Raw genomic sequence first — 15471 nt, forward strand, 5'->3', positions numbered from 1 at the left:
AAGGATTGTTGACTATTTCGGGACGCGGTGTGACCATGGCAGCACCGCCGGGCGGCGGGCCGTGGGGAAGACGGGGGTACGACAGCGCATGAGCGAGCGGATCGTGGGAGCGACCGGAGACCTGGCGGCCCTGGCGGCCGCCGTCCTGCAACCGGGGTTCGTCGGCACCACGCCGCCCCCGTGGGTCTGCCGCTGGCTCGGCGAGGGGCTCGGCTCGGTGGTGCTCTTCGCCCGCAACGTCGTCGACCACGAGCAGGTCGCCGCGCTCACCGCCGCCCTCCGCGCCGAGCGCCCCGACGTGATCGTGGCGATCGACGAGGAGGCCGGCGACGTCACCCGGATCGAGTCGGTCCGGGGCAGCTCCCGGCCCGGCAACCTCGCCCTCGGCGCGGTCGACGACCCGGCCCTGACCGAGGAGGTCGCCCGCGACCTGGGCGCCGAGCTCGCCGCCGTGGGCGTCACGCTCAACTACGCCCCGGACGCCGACGTCAACTCCAACCCCGAGAACCCGGTGATCGGCGTCCGCTCGTTCGGCGCCGACCCGGCCCTGGTCGCCCGGCACACCGCCGCCTGGATCCGCGGCCTGCAGGCCGGTGGCGTCGCGGCCTGCGCCAAGCACTTCCCCGGGCACGGCGACACCCGGGTCGACTCCCACCACGACCTGCCCCGCATCGGCGGCGACCGGGCCCGGCTGGACACGGTCGAGCTGGCCCCGTTCCGGGCCGCGGTGACCGCCGGGGCGCAGGCGATCATGACCGGGCATCTGCTGGTGCCGGCGCTGGATCCGGAGCTGCCGGCCACCCTGAGCCCGCGCATCCTGGGCCGCCTGCTCCGCGAGGAGCTCGGGTTCGGCGGCGTGGTGGTGACCGACGCGGTGGAGATGGGGGCGGTCGCCGACCGGTACGGCTTCGCGGGTGCGACGGTCCGCGCGCTCGCCGCCGGTGCGGACGCGATCTGCGTGGGCGGCGAGCGGGCCACCGAGGCCGACGCCCGCGAGCTGCGCGACGCCATCGTGGCCGCCGTGGTCGCCGGCGAACTGCCGGAGGAGCGCCTGGCCGAGGCGGCCAAGCGCGTCGGGCAGCTGGCCGCCTGGACGGTCGCCGCCCGCGCCGGCCGGTCCGGTGCCCGGCCCGCCGCCGCCGGCTCGGCGATCGGCCTGGCCGCCGCCCGCCGGGCCCTGCGGGTGGTCGCCGCCACGGGCGGGCTGCTGCCGCTGGCCGGTCCGGCGCACGTGGTCGAGTTCGCCCCGCCACACAACATGGCCATCGGCGACGAGACCCCGTGGGGGATCGCCGCGCCCCTGGCCGACCTGGCGCCCGGCACCACGACCGCCCGGTACGCCCGGGACGAGGTCCCCGCCGACCCGGCCGCCGGCACGGCCGGTCGCCCGCTCGTGCTCGTGGTGCGGGACCTGCACCGGCACGACTGGATGCGCGACGCCGTGTCCCGCGCCCTGGCCACCCGCCCGGACGCGGTGGTCGTCGAGCTGGGCGTGCCCGAGCTGGTCACCGGCGCGGTGCACGTGGCCACCCACGGCGCCACCCGGGCCGCCGCCCGCGCCGCCGCCGAACTGCTCGCCGGCGCCCGCTGAGCCCCGGGCCCGGCCGGTCAGGGTTCGGGGACCACCAGGTCGGCGTACTCGGGGTGGCGCTCGATGAACGCGGCCATGAAGCGGCACTGCGTCGCGATACGGCCGCCCCGCTCGCGGATCTGGTCGAGTGTGCCCTTGATCAGCGCCGAGCCCACCCCCATGTTCTGGAAGCGCTCGTCCACCTCGGTGTGCGTGAAGACCAGCACCTCCCCGCGCGGCACGTACTCGGTGGACCCGGCCAGGGCGTCGTCGACCAGGATCTCGAAGCGGTGCCGCGCGGGGTTCTCCTCGACCAGGAAGCTCACCCGGCCATTGTCTCCCCGCCCGCCGCCAGCCGGTCGAGTTCGGCCAGCAAGCGGTCCACCTCCTCGACCGTGTTGTAGTGGTAGACGCTGGCGCGGACCGCGCCGCCGCTGTCCCGCAGGCCCATGGTGCGGAAGTACTCGTAGGCGTAGTAGTCGCCGGAGGAGAGGCAGACCCCGGCCGCGCCCAGCGCCGCCGCCGTCTCCGCCGGGGCCGACCCCGCCACCCGGAAGGACACCGTCGGGCAGCGCCGGGCCGGCGTGCCGTGGACGGTGACGAAGGGCCGGGCCGCCAGCCCGGCGAGCAGCCGCTCGAAGACGGCCTCCTCGTGCGCCTGGGCGGCGGCCAGCCCGGCCCGGACCCGGTCCCGGCGGCTGCCGGTCGCGGCCGGATCCAGGGCCGCCAGGTGGTCCACCGCCGCGACCACCCCGGCCAGCAGGGGGAAGCTCGGCGTGCCGTACTCGAACCGGTCCGGGACCGCGTCGGAGGAGGGGATCAGCTTGGCCGGGCGCAGCGACGCCCACCGGTCCGGGTCGGCGGCCATCGCGGCCAGGTGCGGCCCGGACCACTTGTAGGCGCTGGTCACCAGGAAGTCCGCGCCGAGCGACGCCAGGTCGGTCGGCCCGTGCGGCACCGCGTGGACCCCGTCCACGCAGACCAGCGCGCCGGCCGCGTGCGCGGTCTTGGCGATCGCCGCCACGTCCGGCACGGTGCCGATCGCGTTGCTGCCGGCGGTCACCGCCACGAGCCGGGTGCGCTCGGTGACCAGGTCGGCGTACTGGCCGGCGGGCAGGTCACCGGTCGCCGGGTCGAACTCGGCCCAGCGCACGGTCGCCCCGGCGGCCTCGGCCGCCTGCACCCAGGGCCGGACGTTGGCGTCGTGGTCGAGCCGGGAGACCACCACTTCGTCGCCGGGCCGCCAGGCCGCGCCGAGCGTCCGGGCCAGCGTGTACGTGAGCGCCGTGGCGCTCGGGCCGAGCACCACGCCGCCGGGTTCCGCGCCGAGCAGGTCGGCCACCGCCGCGCGCGCCGCGGCCACGAGGTCCAGCGACCGCCGGCCCGGCACGAACGCGGTGCTCCGGTTGCCGGTGGCGGCCGTCATGGCGGCGGCGACCGCCTCGATCACCGGCTGGGCGGTCTGGGTGCCGCCGGCGCCGTCGAAGTGGGCGAAGCCCTCGGTCAGGGCGGGGTAGGCGGCCCGGGTGCGGGCGATGTCGAAGGGCATGCCGGGACCCTAACCCGCCCCGGAACGATCACCGGCGGGTGGCGGTGTGGCCGCCGTCTCGTACCCTTGGCCGGGTGACGAACCGACGCGTTTCCCCCTCGCTGACCCCCATCCGCCGGGCCGCCGGCCTGCTGGCCGGCCTCGCGCTCGGCGCCGCGCTGCTGGCCGGTTGCAGCTCGCAGAACGCCTCCACCGACTGCGGCCTGGACGCGTGCACCGTCACCTTCGACCGGGGCGTCGAGGCCAGCGCCACCATCCTCGGGGTCGAGGCGAAGCTGGTCGGCGCCGAGGGCGACCAGGTCACCGTCGAGGTGGCCGGTGAGCAGCTCTCGCTCACCGTCGGCCAGCAGGCCGCCCAGGCCGGCGGCTTCTCGGTGACCCTGGACAGCGTCACCGACCAGCAGGTCGTCATCCGGGTGGCGCGCGACCCGAACAGCTGATCGCGGGGGCCGGGCGGCGGCGGCCGACGTTTGGAAATCTTCGCACCGGGAGATTGAGGCGCCATGTCTCTCACCCGGAACGCCGGAGCCACCGCCGCCCAGGCCGCGAACAGCAGGTGGCTCGAACTGTTGACCCGGGCCGGTTTCATCGGCTACGGGATCGTGCACCTCCTGTTCGCCTGGCTTGCCGTGCAGATCGCCTTCGGCAAGTCGGGGGAGGAGGGCAACCAGAACGGCGCCCTGCGCACCCTGGGCGCCCAGCCGCTGGGCAAGTTCCTCCTCGTCGCCGTCGCCGTCGGGCTCTTCGCCATGGCGATCTGGCAGGCGTTCGAGGCGGTCATCGGCCACCGCTTCCTGCGCGGCAAGGAGAAGCTCTTCGAGCGGATCGCCTCCGTGGTCCGCGTGATCGTCTTCGTCTGGCTGGGCTGGACCGCCATCAAGGTCTTCCAGGACGCCAGCAGCAACGCCGCGGACCAGCAGCAGCAGTTCACCGAGAAGCTGATGGCCTCCGACGGCGGCCGGTGGCTCGTCGGGCTGGCCGGTCTCGTGCTCGCCGCGGTCGGCATCGGCATGGTGATCTACGGGCTCAAGAAGAAGTTCGAGCGCAACCTGAAGACCGGTGAGATGAGCCCGAAGACGCACACCCTGACCCGCCGCCTCGGCATGGCCGGCTACGCCGCCCGGGGCGCGGTCTTCGCCATCGCCGGCCTGCTGATCGTGACCGCCGCCGTGAAGTACGACCCCGAGAAGGCCCGCGGCCTGGACGCCGCCCTGCGTACCCTCCGGGACCAGTCGTACGGGCCGGTGCTGCTGGCGCTCATGGCCCTCGGTATCGCCGCCTTCGGCGTCTACTGCTTCTTCCAGTCGCGCTACCGCCGGGTGTGAGCCTGGTCGATACGCGGTAGTCCGGGCACCATTGGGCCTTTGCCCGATTCCCGCCCGGCCGGAGGGAGAGTAGAGAACGTGCAGACCTACCTCGTGACCGCCGCCGCCGCGCTCGCCGCGGCGGCGGTCGCGCTGTTGCTGGTCGAGGTGGTGCACCGGGCCACCCGCCGGCTCGGCCGGCGCTCGCTGCTGATGACCGAGCTGACCGAGCACTCGCACCGCTCGTTCCAGGTGGCCGCCACCGTGCTCGCCGTGCAGCTCGCTGTCCGGTTCACCACCCTGTACGCCGTGGGCAGCCCGTGGCGGCAGGTCGTCCTGCACGCCCTGGTGCTCGCCCTCATCGCCGCGACCGCCTGGCTGGTGGCCTCGCTGCTGGTGGTGGCGGAGGACACCGCGCTCGCCCGGTTCCGGGTGGACGTGCCGAACAACCGCCACGCCCGGCGGGTGCGTACCCAGGTGGTGCTGCTGCGCCGGCTGACCATCGCGGTCATCGTGGTGCTCGCCCTCGGCGTCATGCTGATGACCTTCCCCGCCGTCCGCGGCATCGGCGCCGGCGTGCTGACCAGCGCCGGTGTGGTCGGTGTGGTCGCCGCCCTGGCCGCGCAGAGCCTGCTGGGCAACGTCTTCGCCGGCCTCCAGCTCGCCTTCAGCGACGCCGTCCGCCTCGACGACGTGGTGGTGGTCGAGGGGGAGTGGGGCCGCATCGAGGAGCTGACCCTCAGCTACGTGGTGGTGCAGGTCTGGGACGACCGGCGGCTCATCCTGCCCACCTCGTACTTCACGAGCACCCCCTTCCAGAACTGGACCCGGACCGAGGCCGCCGTGCTCGGCACCGCCGAGTTCGACCTGGACTGGGCCATCCCCGTGCAGGCCATGCGGGAGGAGCTGCGGCGGCTGTGCGAGGGCACCGAGCTCTGGGACGGCCGGGTGTGCGTGCTCCAGGTGACCGACGCGACCGGCGGCATGGTCAAGGTCCGGGCCCTGGTCAGCGCCGCCGACGCGGGCAGCCTCTGGGACCTGCGCTGCCTCGTGCGCGAGCACCTGGTCGCCTGGGTACGCGACCAGCGTCCCGCCGCCCTGCCCCGGCTGCGCGCCGAGGTGGGCGACACCGGCGGCTCCCTGCCCTGGCAGGCGGTGCCGCCGCGCCGCCCGGCCCGCCGGCGGACCGACACCGAGGTCCCGGACGACGCGCGGGTCTTCGGCGGCAGCGACGACGGCGAGGCCCGCAGCGAGGCGTTCGTCGGCCGGGAGGAGCACGCCGACGTCCGCCGCTGACCCCGTACCCCCGTCCGGAGCCCCCGGCCGCCCCCGCGGCGCCGGGGGCTCCGCGCGTCGGCCGGCCCGCTCGTGACCTCCGGCCCCGCCGGCCCGTTGCACCTGCCGGACGCCCTGCGGCCCGGGTCGATCAGGCCGGTCGCGTTTGACCGGCGTTATCCGGGGGACCTGCTGCGCACGCCCCGGATCCGGCCGCCGCCCGGCGGCCGGGCGAGGCGAGGGTGCGCGGCCGGGCCGACCGGCCGCTCCGCGCAGGATTGACGGGCGGCGACTCCGGGCATACAGCGCGGTGATGATGAAAGGAGGACAGCATGGCTGACGTCGCGAGTCGCAGCGCGTCCCGGAACGGGCACGAGCCGTCCACCGCGGAGCTGGTGCAGCGGGCCACCGAACAGGTCACCCGCCTGGTGCGGGACGAGCTGGCGCTGGCCCGGGCGGAACTGACCCAGAAGGGCAAGCACGCCGGGATCGGGATCGGTCTGTTCGGCGGCGGCGGGGTGATGGCCCTCTACGGCGCCGGGGCGCTGGTCGCCACGGTGATCCTGCTGCTGGATCTGGTCATGCCGGCGTGGCTGGCCGCGCTGATCGTGGCGGTCGCGCTCTTCCTGCTCGCCGGCATCCTGGCGCTCGTCGGCAAGAAGCAGGTCAGCCGTGCCGTCCCGCCGGTGCCGGAGGCGACGGTCCGCAGCGTCCGGGCGGACGTGGACACCGTCACCGCCGCGGTGAAGGACGGGAGGCGGGCATGACCGGCAACGGGACCGGGGACGTGGCGGCGCTCCGGGAGGAGATCCGCCGGACCCGGGTGGAACTGGGCGAGACGATGGAACTGCTGGCCGCCAGGGCCGACGTCAAGGCGCTGGTGCGGCACTCCGCCGAGCAGGCGAAGGTGCGGATGCGCCAGCAGGCGGCGCTGACCGTGGCCCGGGTGCGCGGGCAGGCGGCGCAGAAGGCCCGGCTGGTCCGGGCGCAGGCGTACGACAAGGGCGGCGCGGTCGGGCGCAGCCCGGTGCCGTGGGCGGCCGTCGCGGCCGGCGCCGTGGCCACCGCGGTGGTGCTGCTGATCGTCCGGGGGAGGCGCAGGTGAGCAACAGGATCGGCAAGGCCGCGTACAAGCCCGTCGGGGTGCTGATGGGTCTGGCGGCCGGCACCGTGGCCGGGGTCATCTTCCGGCAGGTCTGGAAGATCACGGCCGGCGACGGCGAGGCGCCGAGCGCCACCGACGAGGACCGCCGCTGGGGCGAGATCCTCGCCGCCGCGGCGTTGCAGGGCGCGATCTTCGCGGTGGTCCGCGCCGCTGTGGACCGTGGCGGGGCGGTCGGCGTACGCCGGCTCACCGGCCGCTGGCCCGACTGATTCCATACGCACGAAAGGCCCCTTTTCCGCCTCCGGAACAGGGGCCTTTCGCATGGCCCGACCGGGCCGGCCAGTGGATCTGCCGCAACCGTCAGGTCACATGTCGGAGAATTTCGTCGGGTAGGCTGTGCGAAGTTTTTGCGTACGTGGTTTGCTGTCTCACGCTGTTGAGAGACGCGTGGGTTGAGAGAAGTCTCCTTCGATGGGGGCCGCCTCAGGCGCCGCTGCTCGAAAACGGCCAATCGGCCGCACGGCGTGCTCGGCCGCCAGTTTTAGAAGGAGATACACATGGCGCAGGGAACCGTGAAGTGGTTCAACGCTGACAAGGGCTTCGGCTTCATCACCGTCGACGGCGGGGGTGCTGACGTGTTCGTCCACTTCTCGGCCATCCAGACCAGCGGCTACCGCACGCTGGAGGAGAACCAGCGGGTGGAGTTCGAGATCGCCCAGGGTCAGAAGGGTCCGCAGGCCGAGCAGGTCCGCCCCATCTGAGCTGTCGGAGCACCGGCCGCGCCGGCCGGTGCGTAGAAGCCCCGCGTCCCTTCCGGGAGGCGGGGCTTTTCCGCGTGTGGACTCCCGGTGCTCAGCCGCGCCGGCGCCGGGCCCGCATGCCGAACCACAGCGCGACGAGTCCGATGAGGACGAGCGCCGGACCGGCGGCCGCCCAGATCCGCTGGTCGGTCATGACGCTGCCGTCGACGTAGCCCAGGCCCGTCACGGTCCACAGTGCACCGAGCACGACGGCCAGCAACCCCACGGTGAGCCGGAACCAGCCCCTCATCGCTCCCCCTCCGCCGACGTGCGCCCCGCTCCAGCATGGCCGCGGGCGCCGGCTCGCGGCGACGCCGCGCCGACGGGCCGCCGGTCCGGGCTCACCACCGGTCGTGCACCTGCGGCCGGATCAGCTCGTCGTAGGTGGCGCGCACGGCGGCCAGTTCCACCTCGGTCAGCGGCGGCAGCGCGGCCGCGGCGGCGTTGCGCCGGGCCTGCTCGGCGTTGCGGGCACCCGGGATGACCACGGTGACACCGGGCTGGTCGAGGATCCAGCGGAGCGCGAACTGGGCCATCGTCCGGCCCTCGCCGACCAGCGGCGCGAGCCGGCGCACGGCGGACAGGCCGAGGTCGTAGTCGACACCGGAGAAGGTCTCGCCGACGTCGAAGGACTCGCCGTGCCGGTTGAAGTTCCGGTGGTCGTTCGCCGGGAAGGTGGTGTGCTCGTCGTACCGGCCGGAGAGCAGGCCGCTGGCCAGGGGCACCCGGGCGATGATGCCGACCCCGGCCTTCGCGGCCTCGGGCAGCACCCGCTCCAGCGGCTTGTGCCGCACCGCGTTGAGGATGATCTGCACGCTGGCCACGCCGGGGCGGGCGATCGCGGTGAGCGCCTGGTCGCAGGTCTCGACGCTGACGCCGTACCCGGCGATGCGCTCTTCGGCGACCAGGGTGTCCAGCGCGTCGAAGACCCGGTCGTCGGCGAAGACCGCGGTGGGCGGGCAGTGCAGCTGCACCAGGTCGAGGGTGTCCACGCCCAGGTTGGCCCGGGACCGGTCGGTCCAGGCCCGGAAGTTGTCCAGGGTGTACGCCTCGGGCGTCTGCGGCACCCGCCGGCCCATCTTGGTGGCCACCGTCAGGCCGTGCCCGGGGTGCTCCCGCAGGAACCGGCCGATGAGCTGCTCGCTGCGGCCGTCGCCGTAGACGTCGGCGGTGTCCAGGAAGGTGACACCCGCGTCGACGGCGGCGCCCAGCACGTCGAGTGCGGCGTCCTCGCTCACCTCGCCCCAGTCCGCGCCCAGCTGCCAGGCGCCGAGTCCGATGATGCCGACGTGCCGGCCGAGCCGGTCGAAGCTGCGCTGTTCCACCCGGTCGAGCCTAGTGAGCCGCTTGCCGGGACGCTCGCCGGGCCGTATCTTCCCAACAAGACGTACGTACGGTTTGGAGGCGGCCATGTGGGACCCGAGCACCTATCTGCGCTACGGCGACGAACGTTCCCGGCCCTTCCACGACCTCGTGGCCCGGGTCCCGGCGGAGCGGCCCCGCGCGGTCGTCGACCTGGGCTGCGGCCCGGGCACCCTGACCGCGAGCCTCGCCGGCCGCTGGCCGGACAGCCGGATCGCCGGCCTGGACTCCTCCGCCGAGATGATCGCACGGGCCCGCGCCCTGACCCGGGTCCGCAGCCTGGCCGGGGCCGGCGTGGTGGCCGAGCCGGTCGCCTTCTCCGTCGGCGACGTGCGCGACTGGCGTCCGGAGCCCGACGTCGACGTGGTCGTGTGCAACGCGGTGCTCCAGTGGGTGCCCGGCCATCAGGAACTGCTCACCGGCTGGGCCGGCGCGCTGCCGGCGGGCGCCTGGCTGGCCTTCCAGGTGCCGGGCAACTTCGCCGCCCCGTCACACCGGGCGCTGCGCGAGGTGGCCGGGCGGGACCGGTGGCGGGACACCCTCGCCCCGCTGCTGCGCGAGGCGCCGGTCGAGGAGCCGGTGGACTACGCCGCGCTGCTGGTCGGTGCCGGCTGCGCCGTCGACGCCTGGGAGACTACCTACGTGCACCTGCTCCCGGCCGCCAGCGCCGACCACCCGGTGCTGGCCTGGATGGAGGGGACGGCGCTGCGCCCGGTCCGCGCCGCGCTCGACGCCGCCGGCTGGGCCGACTTCCGCGCCGAGCTGGAGGTACGCCTCGCCGAGGCGTACCCGGTCCGGCAGGGTCAGGTGTACTTCCCGTTCCGCCGGATCTTCGTGGTGGCCCGCACCGGCGCCCGCGCAGAGGAGAACCCGTGACCGACCTGCCCACCTTCATCGCCGGACTGCCCAAGGTGGAGCTGCACGTGCACCACGTCGGCTCCGCCTCGCCCCGGATCGTGGCCGAGCTGGCCGCCCGGCACGAGGGGCGCAGCCCCGTCCCGGCCGACCCGGAGGCGCTCGCCGACTACTTCGCGTTCCGCGACTTCGCCCACTTCATCGAGGTCTACCTGAGCGTGGTGGACCTGATCCGCGACGCCGACGACGTCTGGCTGCTCACCCACGAGGTGGCCCGCGAGCTGGCCCGCCAGCAGGTCCGGTACGCCGAGCTGACCGTCACGCCGTACTCCCACGTACACCGGGGCATCCCCGCGCCGGCGTTCTGCGAGGCGATCGAGGACGCCCGCAAGCGGGCCGAGGCCGACTTCGGCATCGCGCTGCGCTGGTGCTTCGACATCCCCGGTGAGGCCGGCCTGCCGGCCGCCGAGCAGACCCTGCGCATCGCCCTCGACGAGCGGCCGGACGGGCTCATCAGCTTCGGCCTGGGCGGCCCGGAGATCGGGGTGCCGCGGCCGCAGTTCAAGCCGTACTTCGACCAGGCCCGGGCGGCCGGCCTGCGCTCGGTGCCGCACGCCGGCGAGACCACCGGCCCGGAGACCGTCTGGGACGCGCTGCGCGAGCTGGGTGCCGAGCGGATCGGGCACGGCATCTCCGCGGCCCTCGACCCGGCGCTGCTCGCCCACCTGGCCGAGCGGCGGATCCCCCTCGAGGTCTGCCCCACCTCGAACGTGCGCACCCGGGCCGTGGCGACCATCGAGGAGCACCCGCTGCCGCAGCTCGTCGAGGCCGGCGTGCTGGTCACCGTCAACTCCGACGACCCGCCCATGTTCGGCACCACGCTCAACGACGAGTACGCCGTGGCGGCCCGCCTGCTGCGCCTCGACCCGGCCGGGGTGGCGGCACTGGCCCGGAACGCGGTTACCGCCGCGTTCCTGGAGCCGGGGGAGCAGGCCCGGATCAGCGGCGAGATCGACGCGTACCTCGCGGCCGCGACGCGCTGAGCGGACGGGACGGCACCGGCCGCCGGGACACCCGCAGCGGCCGGCGCCGCCCCGCCAGGGCCAGCCCGAAGCCGACCGCAGCGGCCACGGCGACGGCGGTCGTGGGCAGGTCGTCGGCGGACCGGTCGGGGCCGTCCGCGAGGACCGGGTCCTGCCAGGCGGCGAGCGTGAGGGCGACGCCGAGGCCGATCACGGCGGCCCAGCGGAGCAGGCGGCTCAGGGGTGGCGTCATCACGGTCACCTCACGCCCGGGGTGCGGCACGACGGGGAGAAGCGGCGCGCGGCGGGAGCGAGGTGTGGGGGGACCGAACTCCCGCCGCGCGCACTGCTCCGCCGACCGGAGTCTTACGGGGCGTCCCGGCCGACGGAACTGATGGGTTCGGTCCTGATCCTGACAGCACGGCAGGACGCCGGCGCCGTCGTTAATCCACTCCTAAGGAAGACTTGCGGCGGCCCACAACCACCGGTTTCAGCGCGGGCGCGGCCAGCGCCGGCCGGCCTTCGGCTCCCGGGCGTCGCGCGCCATCCGGCCGACCAGGCCGAAGCGGTTGACCTGCCGGGGCGTCGCCTCCGGATCGGCCAGCAGCATCACCACGCTCGCCCCGCCGAGCCGGGCCCGGTCGATGCTCACCGAGCCGTTGGCCTGCAACGCGACCCGCTTCGCGATGTCCAGCCCCAGCCCGGTGGAGCCCTGGTCGCTGGCGCCGCGCCGCAGCGCCCGGTCCGGGTCGGTGATGCCCGGCCCGGCGTCGTCGATCCGGATCGCCACCCAGCCGTCCCGCCGGCTCACCGCCACCTCGAACGCGGTGCCCTGCGGGGTGTAGCGGAAGACGTTGCCGATCACCGCGTCCAGCGCCGCGGCCAGCTCGGCCCGGGGCACCGGCGCGGGGATCCGCAGCTGCGCGCCGACCACCCGGTACGGCCGGTTCTGGTCGCCCGCGAGGGCCGACCAGAAGACCATCCGGTCCCGGACCACTTCGCTGACATCGCAGGTCGCCGGCCCGGTCTCCTGGCTGACCGCCTTGCGGGTGGTCGTGATCAGCTGGTCGACCTCGCCCTCCAGCGTCACGATGGCCTGCCGGATCCGCCGGATGCCGCGGCGGCGGTCCAGCTCCGCCTCGCTGAACGTGCCGATGCTGGTGTCGTCGGACTCCAGGGCCTCGGCGTCCAGCCGCAGCGCGGTCAGCGGCGTCCGCAGCCGGTGCGACAGGTCGGCGACGAGTTCCCGCTCGTCGGCGCGGAGCGCGACCAGCCGCTCCGCCATCCGGTTGAACGCGTGCCCGGCCTCGGCCAGCTCCCGCGGCCCGGTCGGCTCGACCCGGACGCCCAGCTCACCGTCGCCGACCGCGAGGGCCGCCTTCACCAGCTCGCCCGTCGCGTCGACGGCCCGGGCGGCCACCCGGTCGACCACGATCACGGCGGCGCCGACCAGCGCCCCCGCCACGGCGAGCAGCAGCAGCCACCGCCCGCCGGCGCCCTCGTCGAGCACCTCGTCGGGGACGAAGACCTCCACCACGGCGACCCGGTCGCCGAGCACCACCGGGTCCAGCCGGAGGACGCCGCCGGGCACGTCGGTGACCACCGAGCGCCGCTCGGCGGCCGCCCGGTCCAGCGCCGCCGCGTCGGCACGGCCCGCGCCCTCGTCGAGCCCGATCCCGTGTACGACGGGCCGCAGCGCCGGGTCGTCGCCGCTGGCCGCCACGGCCCGCCGGACGATCTCCGGATCGGTGCTGACGGCGAGCGCCCCGGTGACCAGCGCGCTGCGCCGGGCCGCGTCGGCCAGCTTCTCCTCGCGGGCCTGGTCGGACAGGGTGATCCCGAGCGGGATGAGGAAGGCGAGCGCGACGAGGCTGCACATGCCGGCCGTGAGCCAGGCCAGCACCGGCCTCAGTCCGGCGCCACCAGCCGGAAGCCGACCCCCCGCACGGTGCGCAGGTAGCGCGGCTTCGCCGCGGACTCGCCCATTTTGCGGCGCAGCCAGTAGAGGTGAACGTCGATGGTCTGGTCCTCGCCGACCGAGGGCTGCCGCCATACCTCCTCCAAGAGTTCCCGCCGGGACACTACCCGGCCGGGACGTGCGGCGAGATACGCCAGCAGGTCGAATTCCTTGCGGGTCAGGGCCAGCGGCTCACCGTCCAGCACCGCGCTGCGCTCACCGACGTCGACCCGCAGGCCGCCGACCGTGTGCACGGCCGGCTGGACGGTCCGGCTGGCCCGGCCCGCCCGGCGCAGCACGGTGGTGATGCGGGCGTCCAGGTGGGCGCCCGTGAACGGCTTGACCATGTAGTCGTCGGCGCCCGCGCGGAGCAGCCGGACCACCGACTGCTCGTCGTCGCGCGCGGTCGCGATGATGATCGGCACGTCGGTGATCCCGCGCAGCATCCGCAGCGCGTCGGAGCCGTCCAGGTCGGGCAGGCCGAGGTCGAGCACCACGAGGTCGGGGGTCTCGGCGGCGACCCGGCGCAGCGCGTCCAGCGCCGTGCCGACGGCGTGCACGGCGTGGCCCCGGTCGGTCAGGGACCGCAGCATCGCGCCGCGGACGACGTGATCGTCTTCGACCAGGAGGACCGTTGCCACGTCAGCACCGTACTCGGCGTGGCAAGTTGATCGCGTTGCGGCGCTCCTGGGAACCGGGCAAGCTGGGACGACGATGACGTTCACTCTCTTCCCCGACACCCGCCTGACGCTGGCGCGCGACTCGCTGGCGGGGCTGTCGGTCGGCGACGCGCTCGGCGCGCGGTTCTTCGTCCCGGGCCGCGCCACCGCCGCCTGGGCCGACGCGCTGCCGCCCGGCCCGTGGCCGTGGAGCGACGACACCGAGATGGCCTGCTCGGTGCTCACCGTGCTCGCCGCGCACGGCCGGGTCGACCGGGACGCCCTCGCGCTCGCCTTCGCGGCGCACTACGACCCGGCCCGCCGTTACGGCGCCGGCGCCGTGGAACTGCTCGAACTGATCCGCGCCGGCACGCCGTGGCCGGTGGCCGCCGCGTCCGCGTTCGACGGGCAGGGCTCCTGCGGCAACGGCGCCGCCATGCGGGTGGCCCCGCTCGGCGCCTGGTACGCCGACTCCACCCGGCGGGCCGCCGACCAGGCTCGCGCCTCCGCCGAGGTGACCCACGCCCACCCCGAGGGGATCGCCGGTGCGGTCGCCGTGGCGGTGGCCGCCTCGCTGGCCGCCCGGGCCCGGCTCGACGGGGACCGGCCCGACCCGGCCCGCCTGCTCACCGTGGTGGCCGGCGCCCTCGACCCGGCCGGCGAGGTGCACCGGGGCGTACGCCGGGCCGCCGCGCTGCTCGGCCACCCGGCCCGTGAGGTGGCCGAGGCGCTGGGCAACGGCTCCCGGGTGACCGCGCAGGACACCGTCCCCTTCACGCTCTGGGTCGCCGCCACCCACCTGCACGACTACCCGGCCGCGATCCGCGCCTGCGTGGAGGCGGGCGGGGACGTCGACACCACGGCGGCGATCGTCGGCGGCGTGGTGGCCGCCCACACGGGCGTCGGCACCCCCGGTGGCGTGCCGGACGGCTGGCTCGCCGCCCGCGAACCCCTCCCGCCCTGGCTCACCGCCCCCGCCTGACCGCCCCGGGCGTCCCGCCGGCCGCGCGGGTTTCGGATCGTGGAGAGTTGTCGTCCGTGACGAACGGTAAGTCGCCAAGATCGCGTGGAGCGCTCAGCGGGAGGCGACGGAGCTGAGGGGTGCTGTTTCGACGGCGGCGGGGCGCGGTTCGCCCGGTGGGTCCTCGTCGTCGTCGGGCGCGACAGGGGTGTCGGGCGGGAAGGTCAGGGTGTCGCGCCGGCGGCGGCTGAGCAGCCAGCCGAGCGCCGCGCCGCCGGCCAGCCCCGCGAGCAGCCCGCCGCCCAGCAGGAGGTCCGCGCTCGGCCCGTCATCGGCGGGTCGAGGCGGTGCGGCCGCCGCCGGCGCCTCGGCGGCCGGGTCCCCGTGGCCGGCGTGGCCGGGCGCCTCTGCGGCCGGGCCGCCGTGCGCGGCGGCGCCCGGCGGCGGGGGCAGCAGGGCGACCGTCGGGGCGGGGTGGGCGCCGCCGGGTGGGTCGGCCCAGCGGACCACCGTGCCGTCGGCGTAGGTCTGGATCACCGTGAAGGTGAGCTTGTCGGTGGCCGGCATCGGGCCCATGCCGAGCGAGAGCCGGGCCGGCCCGGTGGAGCCGCCGGGCATCCGGATCCAGGTCACCGCGTCGGTCACCTGGTTCAGCTCGGAGGAGTGGATGCCGGCGACCGGCTGGTCGAGGGTGCGGGTGGTGATGGACGGCGCCCAGTCCGGCACGGAGAGCGGGTAGACCTCGCCGATCGGGGCGTCCGTGGGCATCCGCAGCTCGATCCGGCTGGTCCGGCTGCCGGCCCGCTCCTCGGGCAGCACGACGGCCAGCTCGATGGCGTCGCCCTGGTGCACCTGGGCGGGGGAGGTCGTGACGGTCACCTCGGCGGCGCTCGCGGCGCCGGGCCAGCCCAGCGTGCCGCCGGCCACGGCGGCCAGCAGCGCGATCGCCCACCACCGGCCCCGACGGGTCATGGTCATGGTCGTCCCCATCCGTGTCGACGCGGCCGGTCCGGCTCCGGCCCCACCCGGTAGTTCGGGCGCGGGGGCGGAAA

19 protein-coding genes are annotated in these 15471 nt (G+C 75.3%); 11 read left to right on the plus strand and 8 right to left on the minus strand.

Going from position 1 to position 15471, the window contains the following annotated elements; translation table 11 throughout:
• Positions 1 to 88 precede the first annotated feature (88 nt).
• Positions 89 to 1591, plus strand: a complete 1503-nt coding sequence (locus tag GCE86_RS04585; protein ID WP_154225764.1) for a glycoside hydrolase family 3 protein — start codon at positions 89 to 91, stop codon at positions 1589 to 1591.
• 17 nt (positions 1592 to 1608) lie between these two features.
• Here the strand turns inward: GCE86_RS04585 and GCE86_RS04590 are convergent, their stop codons facing one another.
• Positions 1609 to 1896: a GNAT family N-acetyltransferase gene (locus GCE86_RS04590; protein WP_154225765.1), complete on the minus strand. Its 288-nt coding sequence runs from the start codon at positions 1894 to 1896 to the stop codon at positions 1609 to 1611.
• Complete coding sequence (locus GCE86_RS04595) at positions 1893 to 3119, minus strand: cysteine desulfurase-like protein (protein WP_154225766.1); 1227 nt, start codon at positions 3117 to 3119, stop codon at positions 1893 to 1895. The genes GCE86_RS04590 and GCE86_RS04595 overlap by 4 nt, the downstream gene beginning before the upstream one ends.
• 74 nt (positions 3120 to 3193) lie before the next feature.
• On the opposite strand from GCE86_RS04595, the gene GCE86_RS04600 reads away from it, so the two are divergent.
• The 7 genes from GCE86_RS04600 to GCE86_RS04630 all read left to right on the plus strand — a co-directional run bounded on the left by GCE86_RS04600 (position 3194) and on the right by GCE86_RS04630 (position 7564).
• Entirely contained in the window at positions 3194 to 3559 is a 366-nt protein-coding gene (locus GCE86_RS04600; RefSeq protein ID WP_154225767.1) for a hypothetical protein, read from the plus strand.
• Positions 3560 to 3622: 63 nt separating this feature from the next.
• Positions 3623 to 4444 (plus strand): DUF1206 domain-containing protein, encoded by an 822-nt coding sequence (locus GCE86_RS04605; RefSeq protein WP_154225768.1) that lies wholly within the window; start codon positions 3623 to 3625, stop codon positions 4442 to 4444.
• A gap of 78 nt (positions 4445 to 4522) precedes the next feature.
• A complete protein-coding gene (locus GCE86_RS04610; protein ID WP_154225769.1) occupies positions 4523 to 5719 on the plus strand; it encodes a mechanosensitive ion channel family protein in 1197 nt (398 codons plus the stop codon).
• 311 nt (positions 5720 to 6030) lie between these two features.
• The gene (locus GCE86_RS04615) at positions 6031 to 6465 is read left to right on the plus strand and encodes a phage holin family protein (RefSeq protein ID WP_154225770.1); all 435 of its coding nucleotides are present in this window, start codon (positions 6031 to 6033) and stop codon (positions 6463 to 6465) included.
• On the plus strand, positions 6462 to 6803 hold the full coding sequence (locus GCE86_RS04620; protein WP_154225771.1) for a DUF3618 domain-containing protein: 342 nt from the start codon (positions 6462 to 6464) through the stop codon (positions 6801 to 6803). Before GCE86_RS04615 ends, GCE86_RS04620 begins: the two co-directional genes overlap by 4 nt.
• Positions 6800 to 7072 carry a DUF4235 domain-containing protein gene (locus tag GCE86_RS04625; RefSeq protein ID WP_154225772.1) on the plus strand — a complete coding sequence of 91 codons (273 nt, stop codon included), beginning with the start codon at positions 6800 to 6802 and terminating at the stop codon, positions 7070 to 7072. The genes GCE86_RS04620 and GCE86_RS04625 overlap by 4 nt, the downstream gene beginning before the upstream one ends.
• Before the next feature lie 288 nt (positions 7073 to 7360).
• The gene (locus GCE86_RS04630) at positions 7361 to 7564 is read left to right on the plus strand and encodes a cold-shock protein (RefSeq protein WP_007075740.1); all 204 of its coding nucleotides are present in this window, start codon (positions 7361 to 7363) and stop codon (positions 7562 to 7564) included.
• A gap of 91 nt (positions 7565 to 7655) precedes the next feature.
• Here the strand turns inward: GCE86_RS04630 and GCE86_RS04635 are convergent, their stop codons facing one another.
• On the minus strand, positions 7656 to 7853 hold the full coding sequence (locus GCE86_RS04635; RefSeq protein ID WP_154225773.1) for a hypothetical protein: 198 nt from the start codon (positions 7851 to 7853) through the stop codon (positions 7656 to 7658).
• Positions 7854 to 7944: 91 nt separating this feature from the next.
• Entirely contained in the window at positions 7945 to 8928 is a 984-nt protein-coding gene (locus GCE86_RS04640; protein ID WP_154225774.1) for an aldo/keto reductase, read from the minus strand.
• An 85-nt stretch (positions 8929 to 9013) separates the two neighbouring features.
• Between GCE86_RS04640 and GCE86_RS04645 the strand changes: the two genes are divergently transcribed.
• On the plus strand, positions 9014 to 9841 hold the full coding sequence (locus GCE86_RS04645) for a trans-aconitate 2-methyltransferase (RefSeq protein ID WP_154225775.1): 828 nt from the start codon (positions 9014 to 9016) through the stop codon (positions 9839 to 9841).
• Positions 9838 to 10863 carry an adenosine deaminase gene (locus GCE86_RS04650; RefSeq protein ID WP_154225776.1) on the plus strand — a complete coding sequence of 342 codons (1026 nt, stop codon included), beginning with the start codon at positions 9838 to 9840 and terminating at the stop codon, positions 10861 to 10863. Before GCE86_RS04645 ends, GCE86_RS04650 begins: the two co-directional genes overlap by 4 nt.
• On the opposite strand, the gene GCE86_RS04655 is transcribed toward GCE86_RS04650, so the two are convergent.
• The 3 genes from GCE86_RS04655 to GCE86_RS04665 form a co-directional block, all read right to left on the minus strand.
• Positions 10820 to 11095, minus strand: a complete 276-nt coding sequence (locus GCE86_RS04655; RefSeq protein ID WP_154225777.1) for a hypothetical protein — start codon at positions 11093 to 11095, stop codon at positions 10820 to 10822. The genes GCE86_RS04650 and GCE86_RS04655 overlap by 44 nt on opposite strands.
• Positions 11096 to 11332: 237 nt before the next feature.
• Complete coding sequence (locus tag GCE86_RS04660) at positions 11333 to 12721, minus strand: HAMP domain-containing sensor histidine kinase (protein WP_154230332.1); 1389 nt, start codon at positions 12719 to 12721, stop codon at positions 11333 to 11335.
• 29 nt (positions 12722 to 12750) lie between these two features.
• Complete coding sequence (locus GCE86_RS04665) at positions 12751 to 13440, minus strand: response regulator transcription factor (RefSeq protein WP_089155714.1); 690 nt, start codon at positions 13438 to 13440, stop codon at positions 12751 to 12753.
• Between the two features lie 73 nt (positions 13441 to 13513).
• On the opposite strand from GCE86_RS04665, the gene GCE86_RS04670 reads away from it, so the two are divergent.
• Positions 13514 to 14440 (plus strand): ADP-ribosylglycohydrolase family protein, encoded by a 927-nt coding sequence (locus tag GCE86_RS04670; RefSeq protein ID WP_154225778.1) that lies wholly within the window; start codon positions 13514 to 13516, stop codon positions 14438 to 14440.
• A gap of 93 nt (positions 14441 to 14533) precedes the next feature.
• On the opposite strand, the gene GCE86_RS04675 is transcribed toward GCE86_RS04670, so the two are convergent.
• Positions 14534 to 15397, minus strand: coding sequence for a DUF1775 domain-containing protein (locus tag GCE86_RS04675; protein WP_154225779.1), 864 nt, complete (start codon positions 15395 to 15397; stop codon positions 14534 to 14536).
• Positions 15398 to 15471 lie beyond the last annotated feature (74 nt).

The organism is Micromonospora terminaliae, assembly GCF_009671205.1.
GTDB classification, from domain to species: domain Bacteria; phylum Actinomycetota; class Actinomycetes; order Mycobacteriales; family Micromonosporaceae; genus Micromonospora; species Micromonospora terminaliae.

Bases quoted from the DNA above. Each gene is read 5' to 3' on its own strand.
- GCE86_RS04675 (WP_154225779.1), bottom strand. From the start codon at position 15,397: ATGACCATGACCCGTCGGGGCCGGTGGTGGGCGATCGCGCTGCTGGCC.
- GCE86_RS04670 (WP_154225778.1), top strand. From the start codon at position 13,514: ATGACGTTCACTCTCTTCCCCGACACCCGCCTGACGCTGGCGCGCGAC.
- GCE86_RS04585 (WP_154225764.1), top strand. From the start codon at position 89: ATGAGCGAGCGGATCGTGGGAGCGACCGGAGACCTGGCGGCCCTGGCG.
- GCE86_RS04595 (WP_154225766.1), bottom strand. From the start codon at position 3,119: ATGCCCTTCGACATCGCCCGCACCCGGGCCGCCTACCCCGCCCTGACC.
- GCE86_RS04630 (WP_007075740.1), top strand. From the start codon at position 7,361: ATGGCGCAGGGAACCGTGAAGTGGTTCAACGCTGACAAGGGCTTCGGC.
- GCE86_RS04635 (WP_154225773.1), bottom strand. From the start codon at position 7,853: ATGAGGGGCTGGTTCCGGCTCACCGTGGGGTTGCTGGCCGTCGTGCTC.
- GCE86_RS04660 (WP_154230332.1), bottom strand. From the start codon at position 12,721: ATGTGCAGCCTCGTCGCGCTCGCCTTCCTCATCCCGCTCGGGATCACC.
- GCE86_RS04645 (WP_154225775.1), top strand. From the start codon at position 9,014: ATGTGGGACCCGAGCACCTATCTGCGCTACGGCGACGAACGTTCCCGG.
- GCE86_RS04605 (WP_154225768.1), top strand. From the start codon at position 3,623: ATGTCTCTCACCCGGAACGCCGGAGCCACCGCCGCCCAGGCCGCGAAC.
- GCE86_RS04655 (WP_154225777.1), bottom strand. From the start codon at position 11,095: ATGACGCCACCCCTGAGCCGCCTGCTCCGCTGGGCCGCCGTGATCGGC.
- GCE86_RS04615 (WP_154225770.1), top strand. From the start codon at position 6,031: ATGGCTGACGTCGCGAGTCGCAGCGCGTCCCGGAACGGGCACGAGCCG.
- GCE86_RS04620 (WP_154225771.1), top strand. From the start codon at position 6,462: ATGACCGGCAACGGGACCGGGGACGTGGCGGCGCTCCGGGAGGAGATC.